The sequence below is a fragment of the Variovorax sp. RTB1 genome, from assembly GCF_035018765.1.
In the GTDB taxonomy this organism is placed as follows: Bacteria; Pseudomonadota; Gammaproteobacteria; order Burkholderiales; family Burkholderiaceae_C; genus Variovorax.
Genome location: NZ_JASJXG010000027.1, coordinates 13,222 through 35,816 on the forward strand (window position 1 = coordinate 13,222; position 22,595 = coordinate 35,816).

Annotated in this window: 19 protein-coding genes and 1 pseudogene; 5 read left to right on the forward strand and 15 right to left on the reverse strand. The window is 63.3% G+C overall.

Annotation, left to right across the window (positions count from 1 at the left end; genetic code table 11):
- Nucleotides 1-23: 23 nt before the first annotated feature.
- Nucleotides 24-2,018: an acetate--CoA ligase gene (gene acs, locus QN397_RS16645; RefSeq protein ID WP_323501437.1), complete on the reverse strand. Its 1,995-nt coding sequence runs from the start codon at nt 2,016-2,018 to the stop codon at nt 24-26.
- Nucleotides 2,019-2,180: 162 nt separating this feature from the next.
- Here acs and QN397_RS16650 point away from each other — a divergent pair.
- Nucleotides 2,181-2,273, forward strand: a pseudogene (locus QN397_RS16650) (YqhA family protein); the annotation flags it as partial.
- Between the two features lie 79 nt (nt 2,274-2,352).
- On the opposite strand, the gene QN397_RS16655 reads toward QN397_RS16650, so the two are convergent.
- The 13 genes from QN397_RS16655 to fumC all read right to left on the reverse strand — a co-directional run bounded on the left by QN397_RS16655 (nt 2,353) and on the right by fumC (nt 17,147).
- Nucleotides 2,353-2,997 carry an ANTAR domain-containing response regulator gene (locus QN397_RS16655; RefSeq protein WP_323501438.1) on the reverse strand — a complete coding sequence of 215 codons (645 nt, stop codon included), beginning with the start codon at nt 2,995-2,997 and terminating at the stop codon, nt 2,353-2,355.
- Entirely contained in the window at nt 2,997-4,151 is a 1,155-nt protein-coding gene (locus tag QN397_RS16660) for a transporter substrate-binding domain-containing protein (protein ID WP_323501439.1), read from the reverse strand. Before QN397_RS16660 ends, QN397_RS16655 begins: the two co-directional genes overlap by 1 nt.
- 111 nt (nt 4,152-4,262) lie before the next feature.
- Nucleotides 4,263-6,329, reverse strand: coding sequence for a nitric oxide reductase activation protein NorD (locus tag QN397_RS16665; protein ID WP_323501441.1), 2,067 nt, complete (start codon nt 6,327-6,329; stop codon nt 4,263-4,265).
- On the reverse strand, nt 6,326-7,144 hold the full coding sequence (locus QN397_RS16670) for a CbbQ/NirQ/NorQ/GpvN family protein (RefSeq protein WP_323501442.1): 819 nt from the start codon (nt 7,142-7,144) through the stop codon (nt 6,326-6,328). The genes QN397_RS16665 and QN397_RS16670 overlap by 4 nt, the downstream gene beginning before the upstream one ends.
- Nucleotides 7,141-8,169, reverse strand: a complete 1,029-nt coding sequence (locus tag QN397_RS16675) for an alpha/beta fold hydrolase (RefSeq protein WP_323501443.1) — start codon at nt 8,167-8,169, stop codon at nt 7,141-7,143. Before QN397_RS16675 ends, QN397_RS16670 begins: the two co-directional genes overlap by 4 nt.
- Before the next feature lie 8 nt (nt 8,170-8,177).
- Entirely contained in the window at nt 8,178-9,491 is a 1,314-nt protein-coding gene (locus tag QN397_RS16680) for a purine-cytosine permease family protein (protein ID WP_323501444.1), read from the reverse strand.
- Nucleotides 9,492-9,556: 65 nt separating this feature from the next.
- Nucleotides 9,557-10,594: an aliphatic amidase gene (locus QN397_RS16685; protein WP_323501445.1), complete on the reverse strand. Its 1,038-nt coding sequence runs from the start codon at nt 10,592-10,594 to the stop codon at nt 9,557-9,559.
- Nucleotides 10,595-10,620: 26 nt separating this feature from the next.
- Nucleotides 10,621-11,310, reverse strand: a complete 690-nt coding sequence (gene urtE, locus QN397_RS16690) for an urea ABC transporter ATP-binding subunit UrtE (RefSeq protein ID WP_323501446.1) — start codon at nt 11,308-11,310, stop codon at nt 10,621-10,623.
- 21 nt (nt 11,311-11,331) lie between these two features.
- Nucleotides 11,332-12,150: an urea ABC transporter ATP-binding protein UrtD gene (urtD, locus tag QN397_RS16695; protein ID WP_323501447.1), complete on the reverse strand. Its 819-nt coding sequence runs from the start codon at nt 12,148-12,150 to the stop codon at nt 11,332-11,334.
- A 58-nt stretch (nt 12,151-12,208) separates the two neighbouring features.
- The gene (gene urtC / locus QN397_RS16700) at nt 12,209-13,258 is read right to left on the reverse strand and encodes an urea ABC transporter permease subunit UrtC (RefSeq protein WP_323501448.1); all 1,050 of its coding nucleotides are present in this window, start codon (nt 13,256-13,258) and stop codon (nt 12,209-12,211) included.
- 4 nt (nt 13,259-13,262) lie between these two features.
- On the reverse strand, nt 13,263-14,165 hold the full coding sequence (gene urtB / locus QN397_RS16705; protein ID WP_323501472.1) for an urea ABC transporter permease subunit UrtB: 903 nt from the start codon (nt 14,163-14,165) through the stop codon (nt 13,263-13,265).
- Nucleotides 14,166-14,252: 87 nt separating this feature from the next.
- Complete coding sequence (gene urtA, locus QN397_RS16710; protein WP_323501449.1) at nt 14,253-15,431, reverse strand: urea ABC transporter substrate-binding protein; 1,179 nt, start codon at nt 15,429-15,431, stop codon at nt 14,253-14,255.
- 330 nt (nt 15,432-15,761) lie between these two features.
- Entirely contained in the window at nt 15,762-17,147 is a 1,386-nt protein-coding gene (gene fumC, locus QN397_RS16715) for a class II fumarate hydratase (RefSeq protein ID WP_323501450.1), read from the reverse strand.
- A gap of 205 nt (nt 17,148-17,352) precedes the next feature.
- Here fumC and QN397_RS16720 point away from each other — a divergent pair, with 205 nt between their 5' ends.
- From QN397_RS16720 to QN397_RS16735, 4 genes are all read left to right on the forward strand, one after another.
- A complete protein-coding gene (locus QN397_RS16720) occupies nt 17,353-18,609 on the forward strand; it encodes a branched-chain amino acid ABC transporter substrate-binding protein (RefSeq protein ID WP_187052268.1) in 1,257 nt (418 codons plus the stop codon).
- 65 nt (nt 18,610-18,674) lie between these two features.
- On the forward strand, nt 18,675-20,228 hold the full coding sequence (locus QN397_RS16725) for a fumarate hydratase (protein ID WP_323497009.1): 1,554 nt from the start codon (nt 18,675-18,677) through the stop codon (nt 20,226-20,228).
- Nucleotides 20,225-21,094, forward strand: a complete 870-nt coding sequence (gene murI, locus QN397_RS16730) for a glutamate racemase (RefSeq protein ID WP_323501451.1) — start codon at nt 20,225-20,227, stop codon at nt 21,092-21,094. The genes QN397_RS16725 and murI overlap by 4 nt, the downstream gene beginning before the upstream one ends.
- Nucleotides 21,031-21,933: a hypothetical protein gene (locus QN397_RS16735; protein WP_323501453.1), complete on the forward strand. Its 903-nt coding sequence runs from the start codon at nt 21,031-21,033 to the stop codon at nt 21,931-21,933. The genes murI and QN397_RS16735 overlap by 64 nt, the downstream gene beginning before the upstream one ends.
- Before the next feature lie 18 nt (nt 21,934-21,951).
- Here QN397_RS16735 and QN397_RS16740 read toward each other — a convergent pair whose 3' ends face one another.
- Nucleotides 21,952-22,593 carry a DUF6806 family protein gene (locus QN397_RS16740; RefSeq protein ID WP_323501455.1) on the reverse strand — a complete coding sequence of 214 codons (642 nt, stop codon included), beginning with the start codon at nt 22,591-22,593 and terminating at the stop codon, nt 21,952-21,954.
- Nucleotides 22,594-22,595: the final 2 nt, after the last annotated feature.

Sequence of the window (22,595 nt, forward strand, 5' to 3'; positions counted from 1 at the left end):
ATTCACTCCCGATAAACGACCCGTCAGTATGCTTGACCGAGTTGTTCGAGGATCGCGGGATTTTCCAGCGTCGAGGTGTCCTGCGTGATGGCTTCGCCCTTGGCGATACTGCGCAACAGGCGCCGCATGATCTTGCCGCTGCGCGTCTTGGGCAGGTTGTCGGCAAAACGAATGTCCTTGGGCTTGGCGATGGGACCGATTTCTTTCGCCACCCACGCGCGCAGTTCGTTGGCGATCTGCTTGGCCTCGTCGCCGGTGGGTCGACCGCGCTTGAGGACGACGAAGGCGCACACCGCCTCGCCCGTCACATCGTCCGGACGGCCGACCACGGCAGCCTCGGCCACGATGTCGGTCTTGGAGACCAGCGCCGATTCGATTTCCATCGTGCCGAGCCGGTGACCCGACACGTTGAGTACGTCGTCGATGCGTCCGGTGATGCGAAAGTAGCCGCGATCGGTGCTGCGCACGGCGCCGTCGCCCGCCAGATAAATCGTGCCGCCCATCTCTTCCGGAAAGTAGCTCTTCTTGAAGCGCTCCGGGTCGTTCCAGATGGTGCGGATCATCGAAGGCCACGGCCGCTTGATGACCAGCATGCCGCCGGCGCCGTTGGGCAAATCCTTGCCGGTTTCATCGACGATGGCGGCCATGATTCCCGGCAGCGGCAAGGTGCACGAACCCGGCACCAGCGGCGTCGCGCCAGGCAACGGCGTGATCACGTGGCCTCCCGTTTCGGTCTGCCAGAAAGTGTCTACGATCGGACATTTCTCGTGGCCGATATTCCGGTGGTACCACATCCAGGCTTCAGGGTTGATGGGCTCGCCGACCGAACCGAGGATGCGCAGGCTCGACAGATCCCAGTTCTTCGGATGCACCTTTTCGTCGGATTCGGCCGCTTTGATCAGCGAGCGGATGGCCGTTGGCGCAGTGTAGAAAATCGAGACCTTGTGCTTCTCGATCATTTGCCAGAAGCGGCCTGCGTGCGGGAACGTCGGCACGCCTTCGAACACCACTTGCGTGGCGCCGGCCGCCAGCGGACCGTAGGCGACGTAGGTGTGGCCGGTGATCCAGCCGATGTCGGCGGTGCACCAGAAGACGTCTTCGGGACGAATGTCGAAGGTCCAGTCCATCGTGAGCTTGGCCCACAACAAATAGCCTCCAGTCGCGTGTTGCACACCCTTGGGCTTGCCGGTCGAGCCCGACGTGTAAAGGATGAAGAGCGGGTGCTCGGCGTTTACCGGCGTGGCTGGGCAATCGGTGCTCTGCCCCTGCAGCAGCCCGTCGAAAGTCTTGTCTCGACCTTCCACCATGTTGCAGGCGGTTTTGGTGCGCTCGTACACCAGCACGTTCTTGATCGACTCGCAGCCGCCGAGCGCGATGCCGTCGTCCACGATCGCCTTCAGCGGCAGTTCCTTGCCGCCGCGCATCTGGTAGTTGCAAGTGATCACCGCCACGGCACCGGCGTCGATGATGCGTTCCTGCAGCGCCTTGGCCGAAAAGCCGCCGAACACGACGCTGTGCGTTGCACCGATGCGGGCGCAGGCCTGCATCGCGATGACACCCTCGACCGTCATCGGCATGTAGACGATGACGCGGTCGCCCTTCTGAATACCTGCTGCCTTCAGCCCGTTGGCAAACTGGCTCACGCGCGCCAGCAGTTCCTTGTAGGTGACGTGGGTGACCGTGCCGTCGTCGGCTTCGAAGATGATCGCCGTCTTGTTCTCGACAGGCGTGCCCATGTGCTTGTCGAGGCAGTTGGCGCTGGCGTTGAGTTCGCCGTCGCCGAACCATTGATAAAACGGCGCGTTCGACTCGTCGAGCGTGCGCGTGAAGGGCGTCGTCCAGGTCAGGTTCTCTTTGGCGAGGCGCGTCCAGAAGCCCTCGGGATCGGTCTGGGCTTCCTTGCACAGCGCGTCGTACGCCGCCATGCTGGCGATGCGCGCGCCGTTTTGCGCGCGTTCGTCCGGGGGAAAAACACGGTTCTCGACAAGAACCGATTCGATCGTAGATGCGCTGCTCATGGTTGTCTCCTGAACCTGCTTGTAATGACGGGAACGCCTGTGGGCGGTAATGTCGACGGGCGCACTTACGGGCTACTGACGGATGGATATTAGCCACACGCGGCGGCGCAGCAACCCCCAACGCCAGGCAAGGTTTCGCCACTGCGGCCGCTGCCCAAGTCGACCTTCGTCAGCCGCATGGAACTCCAAGGCCACCGCGACCAACCGGATTGGCTGAGCCACGTGAACGCGTCGGTGCTGAAGGTCAAGCTGGCGATCCTTTGCTTCCTTCGCGGCCAGCAAGCCCGCTTTCAATTCAGCAGCATGACACCAACTAACCGATGATCCGCGCGATTTACTTGCGGCCCAGCGACAAAACTTCGTGCGCATTGACGATAGCTGTGGCGATGTCTTCCACCGGGCTACGCTTGCTCATCGCCTGGTCGCGCATCAGGTCGTAGGCTTCGGTTTCGGAGATCTGATTCGCCTTCATGAGGATCGCCTTGGCATCGGCCACATGGCGCACGCCGAGCAGCTTGGCCTCGACCTTGCGCAGGCGCCGTGCCAGCGAGCGATTTTCTTTGTGTGCCTCGCGCGCCAGCACCAACGCCGACAGCAACCCGAACGAACGTACCGGTGACGGCAGCACTGCGCGCGCACCCAAGCCCAGCACCGCTTCGACGATGGTCGGGTTCTCATACGTGACGACCGCGATCACCGCAGGGGCATCGTCGCGTTGCGTCCATTCAAACTGCAGGCCGATGATGTCGGGCCGTACCGCCATGAACGCGATATCGATGCCTGCCGGCAATGTTTGCACCGGTGGCCAGAATGCCTGGACCTGGCAGCCGATGCGCTGCAATTGCTGAGTCAATTGCTGTCCATCGGCGTCGTCTGGATGGATCACCGCGATCTTCAGCGCACGCAGTTCCTTCAACTGCACGGGCGTTGCACGTACCGCGGGACGCAGCACGGAGCGAGAGGCAGTGCTGTCGGACATCACACCGGCAGCGTGTCGAGTTTGGCGGTCCAGTCGCCCAGCGAATGGGTGACCAGGTACGGATCGGGGTACACCGAGCGCGTGGCCTGCCGCACGATGGTGAACTGCCCGTCGACGTTGACTCGCCCGATGCGGGGGTACAGACAGGTGTGATGGTTGGTCGGGTCGATCTTCACGCGCCCCTGCGGCGCATCGAATTCACTGCCCAGAATATGCGGCAGCAAGCGCGCGATGCCTTCGTCGCCCGACTGGCGGAGCGCGTTGGCAAAAATGTGCATCTGAAAATACGACGACTCCCAGCACAGGTTGGGCACACTGCCATCGCCGAAGTGCTCTTGCAACCGCTTCAAGCAGCGCCGATTGGCGTCCGACTGGATCGACTGGAAATATGGCGCCGAGGTGTAGTGGCCCGCCGCTACGCCACGCGCCATTTGCGAGATCTCGGCCTCCGATGTCGTCAGGCTGGCGATGGGCATGGTCTTGGGGTCGAAACCGGCCTCGGCATAAGCAAGGTACAGCGCCGCTGTGGACTCGCCGACCACCGTTGAAAAAATGAAATCGGGCCGCTTGTCGCGGATGTCGGCGATCACCGCGGCGTAGTCTTTTTCGGTGGCGTCTAGCGCCACGTAGCGCTCGGCCAACTTCTCGCTCCCGGGCCGCTGCAGCACCAGCTCGCCCATGATGCGATTCGACTCGTAGGGATAGATGTAGTCCGAGCCGATCAGGTACACCCGCGCGCCAAAGTTGGCCGTCATGAACTCTGCCAATTGCACACTGTTCTGGTTGGGCGCGGCACCGGTGTAGATCACATTGCCGGAATACTCGAAGCCTTCATAGAGCGTGGGGTAGAACAACAGCTTGTTCCACTTCTCGATCACCGGGATCACCGCCTTGCGGCTGCTCGACATGTAGCAACCGAAGATCACGTTGACCCCGTCCTGCACGATGAGCCGTTCGGCCAATTCGGCGTAGCGCGCCGGCTGAGATTGCGGGTCGTAGCGCACCGCGACAAGCTCGCGGCCGTCGATGCCACCAGCCTCGTTGATCTCTTCGATCCCGAGCAGTGCACCTTGCAGTTGCGACAGTCCAATGGTCGAGGTGACGCCCGTTTCCGAAAAAAGAATGCCGACCCGAACCGGGTCTTTGTCAGCCATGGTGCGGCCTCCTGCGGGGCGATGTTTGCTGCGAAAGCCGGCACTGCGGCGGGGGAATAAGGGGCATAAGGGAATGGGATGCGTCAGGTCAGCGCTTAGCTTAACGGCGGCTCAGCGGGACACCAGTCGCGCGTAGGCGCGCTGAACTTGCGCCGGCAGGCTTTGCACGTCGTCGACCACGCTGTAGTTGCGCCAACCGAAAATGCGCCGCACATAGGGGTCGGCTGCAGCATCGACAGCGATGCAATGGGTCAGCACGCCGTCACGGCGCGCCTCCGACACGGCGGCGCGGGCGTCTTCGGTGAGGTAGCGAGGCTCGTGCACATCGATGTCCGAGGGCGCGCCGTCGGTCACCAGCAGGATCGCGCGCTGACCAGCCGGTTCGTGTCGCAGCAAGTGGGTAGCGTGGCGCAAAGCGGCGCCCATGCGCGTCGAATAGCGCGCCTGTACCGCGTCGATCATGCCGCGTGAAACGGGGGTCGGCGGCGCGCCGAACTCGAGCAGCCGGTAGTAGTACACCTCGGCGCGCGTGTTCGATGAAAAGCCATGGATCGCCAACCGGTCGCCGTCGGGCGTGACCGATTCGGCGAGCAGCAGAGCGGCCTGCTTTTCGATGTCGAGCAAAGAAAGCGCCGCGCCACCGACACGGTCGTTGGCCGAAGCCGACAGGTCCAGCAGCACCAGGATGCTCGACAACCCCAGTTCGCGACCCGGTCGCATGAACAGGCGCGGTTCGGGTTGTAGGCGCGAGCGCCGGTCGACCATCACCTCGATGGCGGCGTTCAGATCGACATCGTCGCCCTCCCATTGGCGGCGCAACCGACGGGTACGGCTGAAGCGGCGCGCACGCGGCAGCGCCAATGCGGACAGGGTCGCATTACGTCCCGCCTTCTCGCGCGCCACCCCCATACCTTGCCAGGCCGGCAGCTTCTCGATGACGGTGCACCAATCAGGCCGCAGCCGTTCGATACGTCGGTCCCATTCGGGGTAGCTGAAACGGCCGAGTTCCATCTCGGGACCACCGGCTTGCGCCTCGCCGCTCTCGTCGTCAGGAGGTGGTGAAGCGTCCAACGGCGCGCGCGCGCTTTGTTCCTGCACCGCCAATGCCTCGTCCGGCGGCGTCTGGGCATCGGCGAACCGCCATAGATAGCTGTGGTCATCGCGGTACGGTGCCGGCACCACGAATTGCTGCGGATTGAACTGCACGCGCATCTGGCCCAGATCGTTGGCGAGGATCGCCGCCACCGCACGGAACGCGTCGTAGTCGGACAGCCCGGCCGAAGCGGCAGTGGCATCGAACAGCCGGCGCGCCTTGTTGACCCAGTAGTTGTCGTCCTGGTACGCCGCATCGATCAGAGCCCGGTCCATGCGCGACAGCAGCGCGGCAAAGCCCAGGTCGCGCGGGTCCGGCACCGGCGCCAGCGCGTCGATGAACCAGCGCCGCACGCCAGGGAGGTCGCGTAGCAATAGATGCTCAACGCGCGCGTCTTCCATTGCCGAGACCACGGCAATGCCCATCGGCTTGAGCGTGCCCGCCGGCCGCGCCGGTTGTGAATGGCGCCGGTGCGCGACGGCATGCGCGACCGCTGCGCGGTACAGCCGCAGCCGGTCGCCGGCGCCGTCGAACACCGTATAGTCGTCGGGCACCAGTAGATGCGTGGTCGTGAGCACCGGGCGCAGACGCGGCGCATTGAGTTGGGTCTGCTGGCGTGGCTGCACCCGCATCGCGGGGCCGGCACGCGGGCGAAACGCCACGTCACCGAGCGGGCCCAACAGGCCGTCGGCCAGCAGATTGAGCGAGGGCAAGGCGCGTTGCAGCGGCTCGGCACCGGCCTCGCCGTGCAGTGCGGCGACGGCCTGTGCATCGTCCAAACTGAACCAGGCGCGCTGGCGTTGCCGGTCGGTCGGGTGATGGCGCAGGCCCGCCAGGATCCAGCGCCCGAGGCCATCGGCGTTGAGGCCGTCGAGCACACGCTCCAACCGGGCGGCCAGCGCCAGCGCGCTCGGCGCATCTTCTTCGTGCAACAAATGCAGCCAGCGCGATGCGACGGCTGACTGAGCGGGCCCGTCAGCGCCGCCCTGCGCGGCGGCAAAGCGCGCCAGCTGGGGCGCCAGCAGATCGGACAGCGCGCTGCGGCTGGTGCTGGCACAGACGGCGGCACCAGCGTCGTTCGTCATCCAAACTGCGCCTCGACAAAGCCCTGCAACGCGCGCGCCATGTCGGGATCGTCCGTCAGCCCGCGCGTCATCGTCATCTCGCAGCTGTCTTGCGGCGACACGCCATCGCGGATCAGCACGCCCGCGTAGATCAGCATTCGGGTCGACACGCCCTCGTCCAGCCCACGCTGCTTAAGCGCGCGCGAACAGTGCGCAATGCTGACGAGTTGCGCCGCCAACGCCAGCGCAATGCCCGATTCATGCGCCACGATGCTGGCTTCGATCCCGGCCTCGGGGTAGTCGAAGGCCAGCGCTGCAAAGCGCTGCCGAGTCGACGGCTTCATGTCCTTGGCGCTGCTCTGGTAGCCGGGGTTGTACGACACCACCAATTGAAAGTCGGGATGCGCACGCACCAGTTCACCTTTCTTGTCGAGCGGCAACATGCGGCGCGCATCGGTCAGTGGGTGAATCACCACGGTGGTGTCCTGCCGCGCCTCGACCACCTCGTCGAGGTAGCAGATACCACCGTGGCGCACCGCCAAAGTCAGCGGTCCGTCGTGCCAAGCCGTGCCCTGCGCGTCCAGCAGGTAGCGCCCGATCAGGTCGGAGGCGGTCATGTCTTCATTGCAGGCCAGCGTGACGAGCGGCCTGCCCAGCTTCCAGGCCATGTACTCGACAAAGCGCGTCTTGCCGCAACCGGTGGGCCCTTTGAGGATCAACGGCATCCGGTGCACATAGGCGCTTTCGTACAGCGCCACCTCGTTGCCGGCCGGTTGGTAAAACGGCTCGGTCTCGATGCGATAGCCGGCGAGCGGATCGGGGACAGCGGCGTTCATGGCGTGGCGAGCAGTTCCTTGAGCGCGGCATCGATGAAGCGGGTGTCGACCGGACTGCTGCCGCCACCGGCGAAGTGGCCCCACACGCCCGGGATCGGGCGGCACTCGGCGTTCGGCATGTGCGACACCTCCCACTCGTTGTCGGCCACCGGGAAGTACAGGTCACGCTCGGCCGGCATCACGATCGCGCGTGCCTTGATGGCGCCCAACGCCTTCTTGAAATCGCCCTTGAACACGGGGTTGTCGCTGATGTCGCCGTGCTGCCAGGACCACAGCATCGCGAGCAGGTTGTTCGCGTCCTTCTTCAGGAAAAAGCCTTCCCAGTAGCCGACCAAAAAGTCTTCCAGCGAGCTGAAGCCCAGCTCACGCCACAACGCCTGCTTGTAGAAAGGCTGCGACAGTCCCCAGCCCGCATACACGCGGCCGACCGCGCGGAGGCCCTTGCTTGGCGGCGTGCTGTACCACCCGCCATTCCACGCCGCATCGGTCTCGATTGCCGCCTTCACGCCTTCCAGGAAAACGATGTTGTGCGGCGCCGTTTTGGCCGAACCGCAGAAGGGCGCGATGCGCTGGACCATGTCGGGGTAAAGGCAGCCCCACTGGTTGGTCTGCTGGGCACCCATCGACCAGCCCACCACCAGCGCAATCCGTTCGATGCCGAACTTCTCCGTCACCAGCCGATGCTGCAGTGTGACGTTGTCGTAGAGCGTGATGTTCGGAAAGCGTGAGAGGTTGTAGGGCTCGGGCGTGTTGCTCGGTGAGGACGACAGGCCGTTGCCCAGCATGTTCGGCACGATGATGAAGTATTTCTCCGGGTCCAGCGCCATGCCCGCGCCGATCAGCCATTCGTTATCGTGGTGCTGGCCCGAGTACCAAGTCGGGTAGACGATCACGTTGCTCTTGTCGGCGTTGAGCTTGCCGTAGGTCTTGTAGGCGAGCCTGGCATTGCGCAGGGTGGCGCCGTGTTGCAGGGGCACATCCCCCAGATCGAAAGTGTCGTAGTCCATGATGGTGGCTGCTTTCAAGTGAGGGTTCAGATCTTGATGGGAGGCAAGACCGTCGCCACCGGCGCAACGCTGCGGATGTGGAGCACGGCATAGCAAACCGCCGCCGCGACAAAGGCGATCACGGCCGTCGACAGCTGCGGCGCCATCTTCTCAATGGCATAGGCCACCAACGAGCCTACGCCCCAGGCGATGAACGCGCTCGGCCGCCAGTCGGCACCGATGACGGCGCCCGGCCGCACAAAATAAAGGTCGACGATCAGGATGGCACCGATCGGCGGCACCACGATGCCCAGCAGCGACAGCCAAGGGATAAACAAGGCCCACACATTGGCCGCTGCGATCACGATGCCGATTGCGGCAAGCACCACGGCAAACACGCGCATGCGCCCATTGCCGATGCGCGACCAGCCCACAGCCGAGTTGTAGAGGCAGTGCGCGCACACCGAGCCCAGATTGCACAGCAGGAACACGAAAGCGATCGCGGCCAGCCAAGGCGCGTTCTGCGCCAGCATGTAGCCGAACATGTTGTCCAGACCAAACGGCTGCGGTTGCGGCAATGCCAGTGCGGCAGTCATGGTGCCACCGACCAGCATGGCGATCAGGTTGGCCACGGGAAAGGCACATGCCGTGGCGATCAGCGAGCTCTTGCGGTTGGCAGCCCAGCGGTTGAAGTCCGCCGTGACGGTGCCCGCGTCGATGAACAGCGCCACCACGATGGTCAAGCCGATGCCGAAGGACATCGGCATCGCGGCCTGCGTGCCGGCGTATGCCAGCACCTTGCCCCAACCGGCCGTCGAAGCGGAGTCCAGCGCCACCCACCCGCCCAGCACCACGAACAACGGCACCGACACCATGCCGATCCAGTGCAGGCCGCGGATGCCGACGAAGGTGATGCCCAGATACAGCACGCCCGCTGCGATAGTCATCGTCAGGTAGTCGAACTTGAAGGCCGTGTGCATCAGGTTGCCCATGATGCCGGTCTGCACGGCGTACCAGCCCAACAGCAAGGTCGACAGCAGACCGGAGGCAAACACATAGCCCTTCTTGCCAAAACTGGCGCTGGCAAGTAGCGCGAAGTTGTGGCCGCGCGCCGTTCCCAGTGCACCGAGCGATCCAACGTACGCAAACATCAACAGGTTGCCCACGACCATCGCGAGCAGCGCGGACTGGAAGCCCATGCCCGCCACCAGGATGGAGCCGGTCATGGCGCCCGTGATGATCATCGGGAACCCGAGCCACACCATCGACACCGAGAAGGTGCTGCGTCGCTTCGACAGCGGAACCGGGTCGTGCTCGTACTCTTCACCGAGTACCGTGTCGTCGACATGCTTCTGACTCATGACAAACCTCTTTTCTTGCGTTGACGTTGAAGGAGACGGAAAGGAAAGACGCGATGTGTCGCGCTTCAGCGATGCTGGGTCGACTGGTTCGGGATGCCTTCGATCGGACACTCGTCGGTGCCCACCGTGGTGCGCGTGAACGACTCGACCTGCTCGCGCGCAGCCTCGGGGTCGTTGACCCACTTTTCGTAGAAGGTGAACGGGCACGCCGCCACGCCCTTGTCACCGTCGCCCGAGTTGATGGTGCCGGTGTAGCCGCGGTGCAGCAGCTTGAACAGGTGGTTTTGCGACTGGCCGTTTTTGCGCGCGTCGCGGATCAGGCTCATCGACAACTCGCCGTAGTTGATGCCCATCTCTTCTTCGCCGCACTCGCCCAGTGTGCGGCCATCGAAGCCGATCAGTGCCGAGTGGCCGAAGTACGAATACACGCCATCGAAGCCGGCGGCGTTCGCTACCGCGACATAGGTGTTGTTCATGAAGGCCATGGCCTTCGACACCAGGATCTGCTGCTCCTTGGCCGGGTACATGTAGCCCTGGCAGCGGATGATGAGTTCGGCGCCCTTCATAGCGCAGTCGCGCCAGATCTCCGGGTAGTTGCCGTCGTCGCAAATGATGAGGCTGATCTTCATGCCCTTGGGACCATCGCTCACGTAGGTGCAGTTACCGGGGTACCAGCCTTCGATAGGCACCCAGGGCATGATCTTGCGGTACTTCTGGACGATCTCGCCCTTGTTGTTCATGAGAATCAGCGTGTTGTAGGGCGCCTTGTTCGGGTGCTCTTCATGGCGCTCGCCGGTCAGCGAGAACACGCCCCATACATTGGCGCGGCGGCAAGCGTCGGCAAAGATCTCCGTTTCTTCACCGGGGACAGTAGCGGCCGTGTCGTACATCTCCTTGGAGTCGTACATGATCCCGTGCGTCGAGTACTCCGGGAATACCACCAGGTCCATGCCAGGCAAGCCCTTCTTCATACCCACCAGCATCTCTGCGATCTTGCGTGCGTTGTCCAGCACCTCGGCCTTGGTGTGCAGGCGCGGCATCTTGTAGTTGACGACTGCGACGCCCACGCAATCCTTGCTGCTTGAAATATCACCGTGTCGCATGACGAACTCCTGTAGTGGTTGAAAAATCAGATGGTCAAGAATGAGCGGACTCTGTCCTGGTCCAGTTCGGCACGCGCCTCGGCATGCACGATGCGGCCGCGGTCGATCACGAGGAAGCGGTCGGCCAGGTCCAGCGCGAAGCTCAGCACCTGCTCCGACACGACGATGGCAAAGCCGCGTTCCTTGCGCAGCAGATTGAGGGTCTGCGCCAGCTCCTTGATGATCGAAGGCTGAATGCCCTCGGTCGGCTCATCGAGGATCAGCACTTTGGGGTCCGAGATCAGCGCGCGCGCAATCGCCAGCATCTGCTGCTGGCCGCCCGACAGGTTGCCGCCCTTGCGGTGCTTCATTTCCTGCAGCACCGGAAAAAAGCGATAGATGTAGTCGGGCACCGTGCGGTGACCCGAATGCTCGGCGCCGGTCAAGATGTTCTGCTCCACTGTCAGAAACGGGAACACCATGCGCCCTTGTGGCACGAAGGCCAAGCCCTGCTTGACGCGCTTGTAGCTCGGCATACCGGCCAAGTCCTGACCGTCCATCAGAATTTGGCCCGAGAGTGTCGGCAGCAGGCCGATCAGCGACTTCAGCAGGGTGGTCTTGCCCATGCCGTTGCGCCCCATGATGGCGACCGACTCGTTGGCGCCGACCGTCAGAGAGACTTCGTGAATGACATGCGATTCTCCGTAAGCCACGTTGATTTGCTTGATTTCAAACATCTGGAGCTTTCGAGGGGTCGCTCAATGGCCAAGGTAAACATCGATCACGCGGCGGTCGGATTGCACCTCGGCAGCCGTGCCTTCGCTCAATACCCTGCCCTGGTGCAGCACAGTGACCTTGTGCGCGATGCGTTTCACGAAGTCCATGTCGTGCTCGATCACCACTACCGACTTGCCCTGCGCGATACGGCTCAGCAGATCGCCAGTCTGTTCACGCTCGCGCGGGCTCATGCCGGCCACCGGTTCATCCAGCAGCAGCAGCTCAGGCTCCTGCATGAGCAACATGCCGATCTCCAGCCATTGCTTCTGGCCATGGCTCAATTGCCCTGCACGCTGCTCTAACTGGTCGTGCAGGAAGACCTGCTCCGCCATCGCCTCGATCCGTGCGCGCACTTCGGCAGTGCGGCGAAAGGTCAGTGACTGGAACAGCCCGTGCGTCTTGGGCAGCGATATCTCGAAGTTGTCGAACACGGTCAGGTCTTCATAGACCGAGGGCGTCTGGAACTTTCGGCCCACGCCGGCCCGCACGATCTGATGCTCACTCATGCGCGTCAAGTCGACGCCCTTGAACATCACCTGGCCAGAGTCGGGCTTGGTCTTGCCGCAAATCATGTCGAGCAAGGTGGTCTTGCCGGCGCCGTTAGGTCCAATAATCACGCGCAATTCGTTGCGGTCGACCGACAGGCTCAGTGCATCGACCGCCTTGAAGCCGTCGAACGACACGGTCAGGGCTTCGACCCGCAGAATCTGCTCACGGACTTGTACGGCCGCACGGGCTGTCGTAGCGGATTGGTCGGAGTGATGAATGGGCAGCATCGAGTGCATGGTGATGGCGCTCACGTGATTGCCTGCGCGCTGCGAAGAGCGGCGCCATGCGCCTTGGGATCGGCTTGGCGGCTCATGACTTGGCCTCCCGCGCCTTGCGCTGCCACGGCAGATAGTCGACCAGACCGGCCAGTCCGTTGGGCATCGCCCAAACCACCAGGATGAAGACCGCACCGAGAAAATAGAGCCACACCTCAGGAAAGGTTTCCGACAGGTATGACTTGAGAAAGCCGATCAACAACGCGCCAATCACCGCACCCGGAATCGACAGGCGACCGCCGACGGCGGCATAGATCACCATCTCGACAGACGCCACGACCCCGATGACGCCGGGGGCGATCAGTCCGACTTGCAGGCTGTAAAAGGCGCCGCCGATGGACGACAGCACAGCCGCCACCGCAAACACAAAAGCCTTCATGTGAGCCGTGTCATAACCGCTGAAGCGCACTCGGTCTTCGCGGTCGCGGATGGCGATCAAGATTTTTCCGAAGCGACTGCGCACGATGCACAGTGACAACGCCATCACCAGCACCATCGCCGCCACTTCAACAAAATACAGCACGCGTTTGGCGTTGTCGCTGAGGATGTCAAAGCCCAGCAGCGTGCGGAAATCGGTGATGCCGTTGGCCCCACCGGTGTCGCCCTGTTGACCGACCACCATCACGGTGAGCGTGAGGGCCAGCGAGAGGGTGACGATGGCAAAGTAAACGCCGCTCACGCGCTTGCGGAAGATGGCGTAAGAGAACACATAGGCCAGTGCCCCCGGGATCAACACGATGCCCAGCAGGGTCCAGCCAAAGGAGTGGAACGGCTGCCACCAGACCGGCAAGACGTCGACGCTGCTCCAGACCATGAAGTCGGGCAATTCCGGCGCAGAGGCTTCTAGCTTCAGGAACATGGCCATCATGTAACCACCCAGCCCGAAAAACACGCCTTGCCCCAGACTCAGCACGCCGCCGTAGCCCCAGGTCAGGACGACGCCCACCGCGACGAAGCCAAAGGCGAGGTATTTTCCGATGAGGTTGAGGCGAAACGGATCGAGCGCCAACGGCAGCACTGCTGCCAGCAGCAGCGTGACCAGCACGACCGAGAGGACATCGGACCGACGTTGCGTAGTGAACATGGCGTCAGCTCCGCGAGCGCACTGCGAACAAGCCGTTGGGCCGGAAATACAAGACAACGATCACCAGCAGCAGGATGCTGGCCTTGGCCATCGACCCGCTCATCAAAAACTCCAGCCAGGTCTGCGTCTGCGCGATGGCAAAGCCCGATATCGCAGTGCCGAGCAGACTCTGCACGCCGCCGAACACGACGACGATGAACGAGTCGACGATGTACAGCTGGCCGGTGCCGGGATTGGTCGAGCCGATCATGGTGAAGGCGCAGCCGGCGATGCCCGCCAGGCCCGAGCCCAGCGCGAAGGTCAAGGCGTCGACGCGCTCGGTGTCGATGCCGGCGGCACCGGCCATCGCACGGTTTTGCGTCACGGCCCGGACCTTCAGGCCCCAACGAGTGCGGTACAGCAGCCCATAGACGACGGTAGCAACGACCGCTGTCAGGCCAACGATGAAGAGGCGTGTCAGCGGCAACTGAATGCCCGCGACAGGTTCCCAGGCGCCGGCCAGCCAGCTCGGCAACGTCACGCTGACCTCCTGCGCACCAAAGATGGAGCGGTAGGCCTGTTGCAGCATCAGGCTCAGCCCCCAGGTGGCAAGCAATGTGTCGAGCGGCCGGTTGTAAAAGAATCGGATGAAGCCGCGCTCCAACACATAGCCAAACCCGAAGGTCACCACAAAGGCGAAGGGAATGGCAGCGAACAAGTAGACGTCCATCCACGCTGGCGCGAAGTGCTCAAAGAAACGGGCCGCCAGATAGGTCATGTAGGCGCCCAGCGCCATCAATTCGCCGTGCGCCATGTTGATGACGCCCATCAGGCCGAATACGATCGCCAGACCCAACGCCATCAACAGCAGGATGGTGAACAGGCTCACCCCGTTGAAAATCTGCATGACTGCAATATCGAAGCCCATAGCCACCGCTTTCACAAAAAGAGTCTGGAGGCCGGACGCGCGAGGGGCCCGACAAATTTGCCAACGCGGAGCGCTGGCAATGGACTCTTACAGTTTGGGAAAGGGGTTCGGCTCGATCATGGGCGACTCCCAGACGATGTCGAACTGGCCGTCCGGGCGGGCTTTGCCGATGCGAACCTTTTTGGCGACATGGTGGTTGGCGGCGATGCGAACCTTGCCCTCGGGCGCGTCGATCTCGATACCGATGGCAGCCGCGATCACCTTCTCGACTTCAAAGGACTTGGCCTTTTCGCACGCCAGCTTCCACAAGTAGACACTGTTGTAGGCGACTTCCATCGGGTCGCCGATGACGCGCTCCGGGCCGTACTTGGCCTTGAAAGCCTTGACGAATTTTTCGTTGACGGGCGACTTGATGCTTTGGAAATAGCCCATGCAGGCGTAGTAGCCAGCGGCGTTATCCTTACCGATGCCTTCGATTTCGTTCTCCGAGACCACGGTTGACAGCAGCACCTGCTTGGTGGCGTCCAGGCCAGCCGCGCGCAGCTGTTTGTAGAGGGCCACATTGGAGCCACCGACCACTGTGCTGTAGATCACATCGGGCTTGGCGGCCTTGATCTTATTGATGATGGACGAGAACTCGGTGTGGCCCAACGGCGCGTATTCCTCGCCCACCACCTTGCCACCCGCCTTGGTGATGGTCGGCTTGGCAATCTTGTTGCAAGTGCGCGGGTAGATGTAGTCGGAACCGACCAGGAAGAACGTCTTGCCCTTTTCCTTGACCAGCCACTCCATCGCGGGAATCACCGACTGCGTGGCTTCCTGCGAGGTATAGAACACTTGCTTGTCTTCTTCCTGGCCTTCGTAGTAGGTCGGGTAAAACAGCAGGCCCTTGGTCTGGTTCAGCACCGGCAACACGGCCTTACGTGACGCCGACGTGTAGCAGCCGACGATAGCCGCCACTTTGTCGCGCTCGATCAGCTTGCGAGCCTTTTCGGCGAACACCGAGTTCTCGCTGGCGCCGTCTTCCACCACAGCTTCGATCTTCTTGCCCAACACGCCACCGGCAGCGTTGATTTCTTCAATGGCCATTTTTTCGGCATCGACCAGCGACGCTTCGGCGATCGCAATGGTGCCCGAGAGCGAGTGCAACAGGCCGAGTTTGACGATGTCTTGGGCGAAAGTTCGCGTGACCGTGCCGGCGGTGGCACCCAGCACGAGCATGGTGCTTCCGGCTTTCACGATCTGGCGGCGATTCATCGGGTTCATGTCAAAGTTCCTAGTGGTTGTGTAGTTCGGGAATCCGACCCGGGTCGCCGTGAAACGCTGAAGCTCACGGCAGCCCTCCGCAACAAGTCGCCGTTACCCGTCCATCCCAATTACTTTTTCGAATCGGAAAGCAAAAAGCCCCGAACCGGTGGTGAACCGGTTCGGGGCTTTGTTGCCCGACACCTGACTGGCAGCACTGGCAGTCGGTGTCGATTAAGGGGTAACGATTTCTCGTTGAGCGGACTTTAAGAGGGGCTCCAACGCGCTGTCATCAGGCTATTGACTGATAGACGAATCGAATTCTCCATGCTAGTACGAAGCCGACCTTCTTCAGCGCCCGGTCATGTTCTCCGGCACCACCCACGCATCGAACTGCTCGCCAGTAAGGTGCCCTGAAGCCACGGCCGCCTCGCGCAGGCTGCTGCCTTCCTTGTGCGCCTTTTTGGCGATGTAGGCCGCCTTGTCATAGCCGATGTGCGTGTTCAGCGCCGTCACCAGCATCAGCGAGCGTTGCACCAGTTCGGCGATGCGCTCGCGGTTCGGCTCGATGCCGACGGCGCAATGGTCGTTGAAGCTCACCATGCCATCGGCCAGCAGCCGCACGCTCTGCAGGAAGTTGTGCGCCACCATCGGGCGGAACACGTTGAGCTCGAAGTTGCCCGACGCACCGCCGATGTTGATGGCGACGTCGTTGCCCATCACCTGCGCGGCCAGCATGGTGACCGCCTCACTCTGCGTCGGGTTGACCTTGCCCGGCATGATCGAAGAGCCAGGTTCGTTCTCGGGGATGCTCAGTTCGCCGATGCCGCTGCGCGGGCCGCTGGCCAGCCAGCGCACGTCGTTGGCGATCTTGTTCATGCTGGCGGCCAATGTCTTGAGCGCGCCGTGCGCATGCACCAGCGCATCGACCGAAGCCATCGACTCGAACTTGTTCGGCGCGGTGATGAAGGGCAGCCCCGTGAGGCGCGCCAATTCGGCCGCCACCTGCTCGGCATAGCCCTTGGGCGCATTGAGCCCGGTGCCGACCGCCGTGCCGCCGAGGGCCAGCTCGCACAGGTGCGGCAGCGCGGCGCGCACATGCGCTTCACCGTGTTTCAGCTGCGCCGCGTAGCCCGAAAATTCCTGGCCCAGCGTGAGCGGCGTCGCGTCCTGCAGGTGTGTGCGCCCGATCTTCACGATGTCCATGAAGTCGAGCGACTTCTGCTCCAGCGTGCCACGCAGCTTGGCGATGGCAGGCAGCAGCTTGTGGGTGAGCGCCTCGACGGCAGCCACATGCATGGCAGTCGGGAACACGTCGTTGCTCGACTGGCTGCGGTTGACGTCGTCGTTCGGATGCACCAGCCGCCCTTCGCCACGCTCTCCGCCGAGCAACTCGCTCGCGCGGTTCGCCAGCACCTCGTTGACGTTCATGTTGGTCTGCGTACCGGAGCCGGTCTGCCACACCACAAGCGGGAACTCGTCCGGGTGCTTCCCGGCGATGACTTCATCGGCCGCGGCGACGATGGCCTGAGTCTTCTTTTCGTCCTGCAGGCCGAGCGCGTGGTTGACCACCGCCGACGCCCGCTTCACCTGCGCCAGCGCCGTGATGATTTCACGCGGCTGGCGCTCGCCCGAGATGTCGAAGTTCTGCAGCGAGCGCTGCGTTTGGGCGCCCCAGAGCTTGTCCGACGCAACGTCGATGGGGCCGAAAGTGTCGCGCTCGGTGCGTGTGGTCATGAGGAGAAGCTGTGGTCGCAGTGATGAAACGGAGTGTCAGTATGGGCCGAACAAGAAGGGTTCTCACTGGCAGGGATTTCAAAAGCGCCCGCGCTCAGAGGCATCTAAGGGATAGTCCCTGCGCAGAAATGTCGCGTGGGAGACGTTAGCGCCGCGACGCGCGCCCTACTGTCCTTCTCCATAACAAAACCCATTGGAGACACGCATGCAGCGCTTAGGTTTCATCCGCCCGGTCCGGTCGTTGCTGTGCGTTGCAGCGCTCGCCGCATGCGGCGTAGCGTCGGCCGCAGAGACGGTCAAAATCGCCTTCATCGAGGTGCTTTCCGGCGCCTTCGCATTCACAGGCCAGAGCTCGCTCAACCAACTGCGCGAAGTCGTCGCGCAACTCAACGCGAATGCCACGCCGACCGACCCGAAACTTGAAATCGTCCCGTTCGACGGCAAGGGTTCACCGCAAGAAAGCACGGTGGCGCTGAAGGCTGCTTCCGACCAGGGCATCCGCTACGCGACCCAGGGCGGTGGCTCCGGCGTGGCGTTTGCGCTGGTCGACGCGATCAACAAGCAGGCCGATCGCGACCCGAACAACGCGATGGTCTACCTCAACTATTCGGCGATGGACCCGGGGCTGACCAACGACAAGTGCAGCTTCTGGCACTTCCGTTTCTATCCCTCAAGCGAGATGCAGATCGAAGGCCTGACGACCTATCTGCAGAAGAAGCCGGACGTGAAAAAGGTGTTCCTGTTCAACCAGAACTACACGCACGGCCAGCAGGTCGCCAAGGCCTCGCGCGCCTACCTCGCCAGAAAGCGGCCCGACATCCAGATCGTCGGCGAGGACTACGTGCCGATCGCCACGGTGCGCGACTTCGCACCCTACGTCGCCAAGATCGCCGCGTCGGGCGCCGACACGGTCATCACCTCCAACTGGGGCACCGACCTCGGCCTGCTCTTCAAGGCCGCCAAGGACTACAACCTCAACATCAATTTCTACACGTTCAACGCCAACAATCCGGGCATCCCGGCGCAGATGGGTTCGTGGGGCGTCGAGAAGGTCAACGTGATGTGGAACTGGGGCAGCAACGCACCGACGCCCGCACTCGAAAAGATCGCTATGGCATACAAGAAGAAATCGCCGGAAGACGACTTCATCTACGCGTCGCACTGGTACACCATGAACATGCTGCGCGCTGCCATGCGGCAGGCCAAATCGACCGACCCCAAGAAGGTCGCGTTCGCCCTGGAAGGCATGAAGTACGAGAGCCCGGTCGGCGAAGTCGAGATGCGCAAGGTCGATCACCAGATGCTCGCCCCGATCTACCTCGGCGTGTGGGCCAAGCAGGGCAGCCCCGGCGTGAAACACGACGCCGACAACACGGGCTACGGCTTCCGCTCCGAAGTGGTCTGGGATTCGTATGTGAGCGCACAGCCAACGTCCTGCCAGATGAAGCGGCCGCCGGCCTGACGCAAGGTACATCGCGGGGCGGTGGGGGATAATTTCGGCTCCCCACCGCACAAAAAGACCGCACGATGACCACCACCATCCAGCAGGCCGACCTGATCGAATCGGTCGCCGCCGCGCTGCAATACATCAGCTATTACCACCCGACCGACTACATCGCGCATCTGGCCAAAGCGTACGACCGCGAACAGAGCCCAGCCGCCAAGGACGCGATCGCACAGATCCTGACCAACAGCAAGATGAGCGCGACCGGCCACCGGCCGATCTGCCAGGACACCGGCATCGTCAACGTGTTCCTGAAAGTCGGCATGGACGTGCGCTGGGGTGGCTTCACCGGCTCGCTGGACGACGCCATCAACGAGGGCGTGCGCCAGGGCTACAACCATCCCGACAACACGTTGCGCGCGTCGGTCGTGGCCGACCCGGAGTTCGACCGCAAGAACACCAAGGACAACACGCCGGCGGTGATATTCACCGAGATCGTGCCCGGCAACACGCTTGAAGTGACGGTCGCGGCCAAGGGCGGCGGCAGCGAGAACAAGAGCAAGCTGGTGATGCTGAACCCCGGCGACAGCGTGGTCGACTGGGTGCTCAAGACGGTTCCGACGATGGGCGCGGGCTGGTGCCCGCCCGGCATGCTCGGCATCGGCATCGGCGGCACGGCAGAGAAAGCCGCGCTGATGGCCAAGGAAAGCCTGATGGACGACCTGGACATGCACGAGCTGCAGGCCAAGAAGGCATCGGGCGCCGAGTTGACCAAGGTCGAGGCACTGCGCATCGAGCTGTACGAAAAGGTCAACGCGCTCGGCATCGGGGCGCAGGGCCTGGGCGGCCTGTCGACGGTGCTCGACATCAAGATCAAGATGTACCCGACGCATGCGGCCAGCAAGCCGGTCGCGATGATCCCCAACTGCGCGGCCACGCGGCACGCCCATTTCGTGATGGACGGCAGCGGCGCGGTGTATCTCACGCCGCCCTCGCTCGACCTGTGGCCCGATGTCGACTGGGCGCCCGACTACAAGAAGAGCAAACGCGTCGACCTCGACACGTTGACGCCCGCCGAAGTGGCGAGCTGGAAGCCGGGCGATACGCTGCTGCTCAACGGCAAGATGCTCACGGGCCGCGATGCGGCGCACAAGCGCATCGCCGACATGCTTGCAAAGGGCGAGAAGCTGCCGGTCGACTTCACCAACCGCGTCATCTACTACGTCGGCCCGGTCGATCCGATGAAGGGTGAAGCCGTCGGCCCGGCCGGCCCGACCACCGCCACGCGGATGGACGGCTTCACCGAAATGATGCTCGCGCAAACCGGCCTGATCGCGATGATCGGCAAGGCCGAGCGCGGCCCGGTCGCGATCGAGGCGATCAAGAAGCACAAGAGCGCCTACCTGATGGCGGTCGGGGGTGCGGCCTATCTGGTGAGCAAGGCGATCAAGACGGCGAAGGTCGTCGGCTTCGCTGACCTCGGAATGGAGGCGATCTACGAGTTCGACGTGGTCGACATGCCGGTGACGGTGGCGGTCGATGCGGGCGGCACCAGCGTTCACATCACCGGCCCGGCCGAGTGGCAAAAGCGCATCGCGTCCGGCGCGCTCAAGACGATCGCGCTGGAAGCGATTTGAGCGATCGACCGGTTGGTGTGTTCGACAGCGGCATCGGTGGCTTCAGCGTGCTCAACGCGCTGCAGGCCGAGCTGCCCAACGAGCGCTTCGTCTACTTCGCCGACACCGCCCACGCGCCGTACGGCGAGCGCGGCGACGACTACGTGGCGACACGCACCCGCGCGGTAACGCGCCACCTGGTCGACGCGCACGACATCAAGGCGATGGTGGTCGCATGCAACACCGCCACGGCCGCCGCGATCCACTTGTTGCGGGTCGACCATGCTGCACTGCCCCTCGTGGGCGTCGAGCCTGCCTTGAAGCCGGCGGTGGCGATCAGCCGCACGCGCCGCATCGCCGTGCTCGCGACGCGCGGCACCCTCGCGAGTGCCAAGTTCAACGCCTTGCTTGCATCGCTCGCCGCGCAAGCCGACTTCAGTCTGGTGCCATGCGACGGGCTCGCGGCAGCCATCGAAGCGAACGACGCGGCCGGCATCGCGTCGCTGTGCGCCAGGTACGCCGCGGCTGCGGGCACGTTCGGCATCGCGGCCGGCGAGGTCGATACGCTGGTCCTCGGCTGCACGCACTATCCGTTCGTCGCGGAGCAGCTTCGAGCAAGCACCGGCGCCGAGGTGCACTACATCGACACGGGTGCACCCGTGGCGCAGCAGACACGGCGGTTGCTCGCTGCGTCACAGCAGCTTGCCGTGAGCGCGACCCGACAAGAAGATACGGCCGACGCAACCGATACGACACGCGATACCCGCACGACCTTGCTCTTGGCCAGCGGTCACCCGTCGCAACTCGACGCGGCAGCGAGCCGGTGGTTGCTTCGATCGGCGGCGCCGGCCGCCGTGTTTTCAGCCGCGGCTATGGCAGCGGCCTGATCGAGGTGATCGACGTGCTGCGCCCGCCCTGCACGAAATACGTGACCCACACGACGCATTGGGCCCACATGATCAGCCGCCTGCGACTGCCGCTCGTGGCCGCCGTCCTGGCCGGCTACGGCATCGCAGGCCACGCATCCTGCGACAGCGGCCTCGCAGAGCGGATGCACGAGAAACTGCATCCCAAGCGACAGCTCGACCACGAGCGGGCCGTCTGCCAGCCATGGCGCGGCGTACCGGGGCGTTTTATCGTCGTGCTGCCATTGGTCCGGGCAGGCTCTGAAGCGGACATGGCCGATTTCGACCTCGACGTCATGGTCGTGCAGCAGGCCGACAACGGCAATACCGAGCGGGCCAAGGTCGTCAGCCGGATGTTCGAAGAATCGGCGCTCTCCGAAGACGCGGTGCGCATCGCCGACATCAAGGTCGACACCGCGCGCTACACGCTGGCGCCGGAAACGCGCGCGTTCGGGTTGCGCATCGTCCGTCAGGGCAGCTCACGCGCCAATCCGTTCTCCAACGAAACGCTGACCCTCTACGTGCCGCACGGCCTCAAGCTGCTGAAGGTGCTGGACAAGCTGGAGACGACGCTAGAGCGCGGCGAATGGGACACCAACTGCAACGGCAACTTCGAGACGGTGCAGGGCAGCCTGTCGATCGCGCGGACGACCAGCAATGGTTATGCCGATCTCGTTCTGCATCAAACGCGGTCGGGAACGCGGTCGGTCGCACAGGGAGACGAATGCACCACGCAGGAGCGGCCGACGAAGTTCGGCTCGAAAACACTTCGCTTCGATGGCACGGCGTACCGCGCATCCGAAATCAGCGCGGGATACTGACGCGCTGAGAAGGACGACTCAGTGAAGGTGGCGCGGCCGGCGGCCACCGCCGTGTCCGCCACCGCCCGAACCACCGCTGCCACCCGTGCCACGCGGGCGCTTGCCGATTTCCAGCGAATTGACGAGTGCGTCGAAGCGCTCGCCGAAGAGCTTGTCTATTTCTGCGACCACGCCGCTCAATTCGGCACCGTCGAAGTGGCGTTCCATCAGGTTCACCACGTCTTCGACCAACAGGTCGCGCTGCACCTGCATGATCGCGGCCGGATTGGGGCCGACGAACAGCATGATGAAGTCGTCGCGCGATTCGTCTTCAGGGTCGCCGTCTTCTTCTTCGTCGAACTCGGTGTCGTAGAAGGTGATTTCGATGGCGGCGCCGCGGTCGGAGAGTTCGTTGAGCGCCATGGCCATCTCGTCGAGCGCCTGGCGGAAATCTTCATCGCCAGCGACGGTCCAGCACAGCTGGAGCACATGCTCCTTTTGCTCGAACCGGATGCCGGGCTCTTCTTCATAAACGCTGGTGGCGCCGTCGGCGAGCGACTTGGCACCTGCGTATTGCCAGAGCGGCGTCAGCGCCTCCTGGATCTGCGCAAAGGTCACATCGGCGCGCAACGGTACATCGCCGTGCACATGAATTTCGAACGGAGCGTTGTAGCGAGGCATGA

Coding starts and splice junctions, on each gene's coding strand:
- QN397_RS16725 (WP_323497009.1), top strand. CDS start 18,675: ATGACCACCACCATCCAGCAGGCCGACCTGATCGAATCGGTCGCCGCC.
- QN397_RS16685 (WP_323501445.1), bottom strand. CDS start 10,594: ATGCGACACGGTGATATTTCAAGCAGCAAGGATTGCGTGGGCGTCGCA.
- QN397_RS16660 (WP_323501439.1), bottom strand. CDS start 4,151: ATGGCTGACAAAGACCCGGTTCGGGTCGGCATTCTTTTTTCGGAAACG.
- acs (WP_323501437.1), bottom strand. CDS start 2,018: ATGAGCAGCGCATCTACGATCGAATCGGTTCTTGTCGAGAACCGTGTT.
- urtB (WP_323501472.1), bottom strand. CDS start 14,165: ATGGGCTTCGATATTGCAGTCATGCAGATTTTCAACGGGGTGAGCCTG.
- QN397_RS16655 (WP_323501438.1), bottom strand. CDS start 2,997: ATGTCCGACAGCACTGCCTCTCGCTCCGTGCTGCGTCCCGCGGTACGT.
- urtC (WP_323501448.1), bottom strand. CDS start 13,258: ATGTTCACTACGCAACGTCGGTCCGATGTCCTCTCGGTCGTGCTGGTC.
- fumC (WP_323501450.1), bottom strand. CDS start 17,147: ATGACCACACGCACCGAGCGCGACACTTTCGGCCCCATCGACGTTGCG.
- QN397_RS16665 (WP_323501441.1), bottom strand. CDS start 6,329: ATGACGAACGACGCTGGTGCCGCCGTCTGTGCCAGCACCAGCCGCAGC.
- QN397_RS16740 (WP_323501455.1), bottom strand. CDS start 22,593: ATGCCTCGCTACAACGCTCCGTTCGAAATTCATGTGCACGGCGATGTA.
- QN397_RS16670 (WP_323501442.1), bottom strand. CDS start 7,144: ATGAACGCCGCTGTCCCCGATCCGCTCGCCGGCTATCGCATCGAGACC.
- QN397_RS16720 (WP_187052268.1), top strand. CDS start 17,353: ATGCAGCGCTTAGGTTTCATCCGCCCGGTCCGGTCGTTGCTGTGCGTT.
- QN397_RS16680 (WP_323501444.1), bottom strand. CDS start 9,491: ATGAGTCAGAAGCATGTCGACGACACGGTACTCGGTGAAGAGTACGAG.
- urtE (WP_323501446.1), bottom strand. CDS start 11,310: ATGTTTGAAATCAAGCAAATCAACGTGGCTTACGGAGAATCGCATGTC.
- urtA (WP_323501449.1), bottom strand. CDS start 15,431: ATGAACCCGATGAATCGCCGCCAGATCGTGAAAGCCGGAAGCACCATG.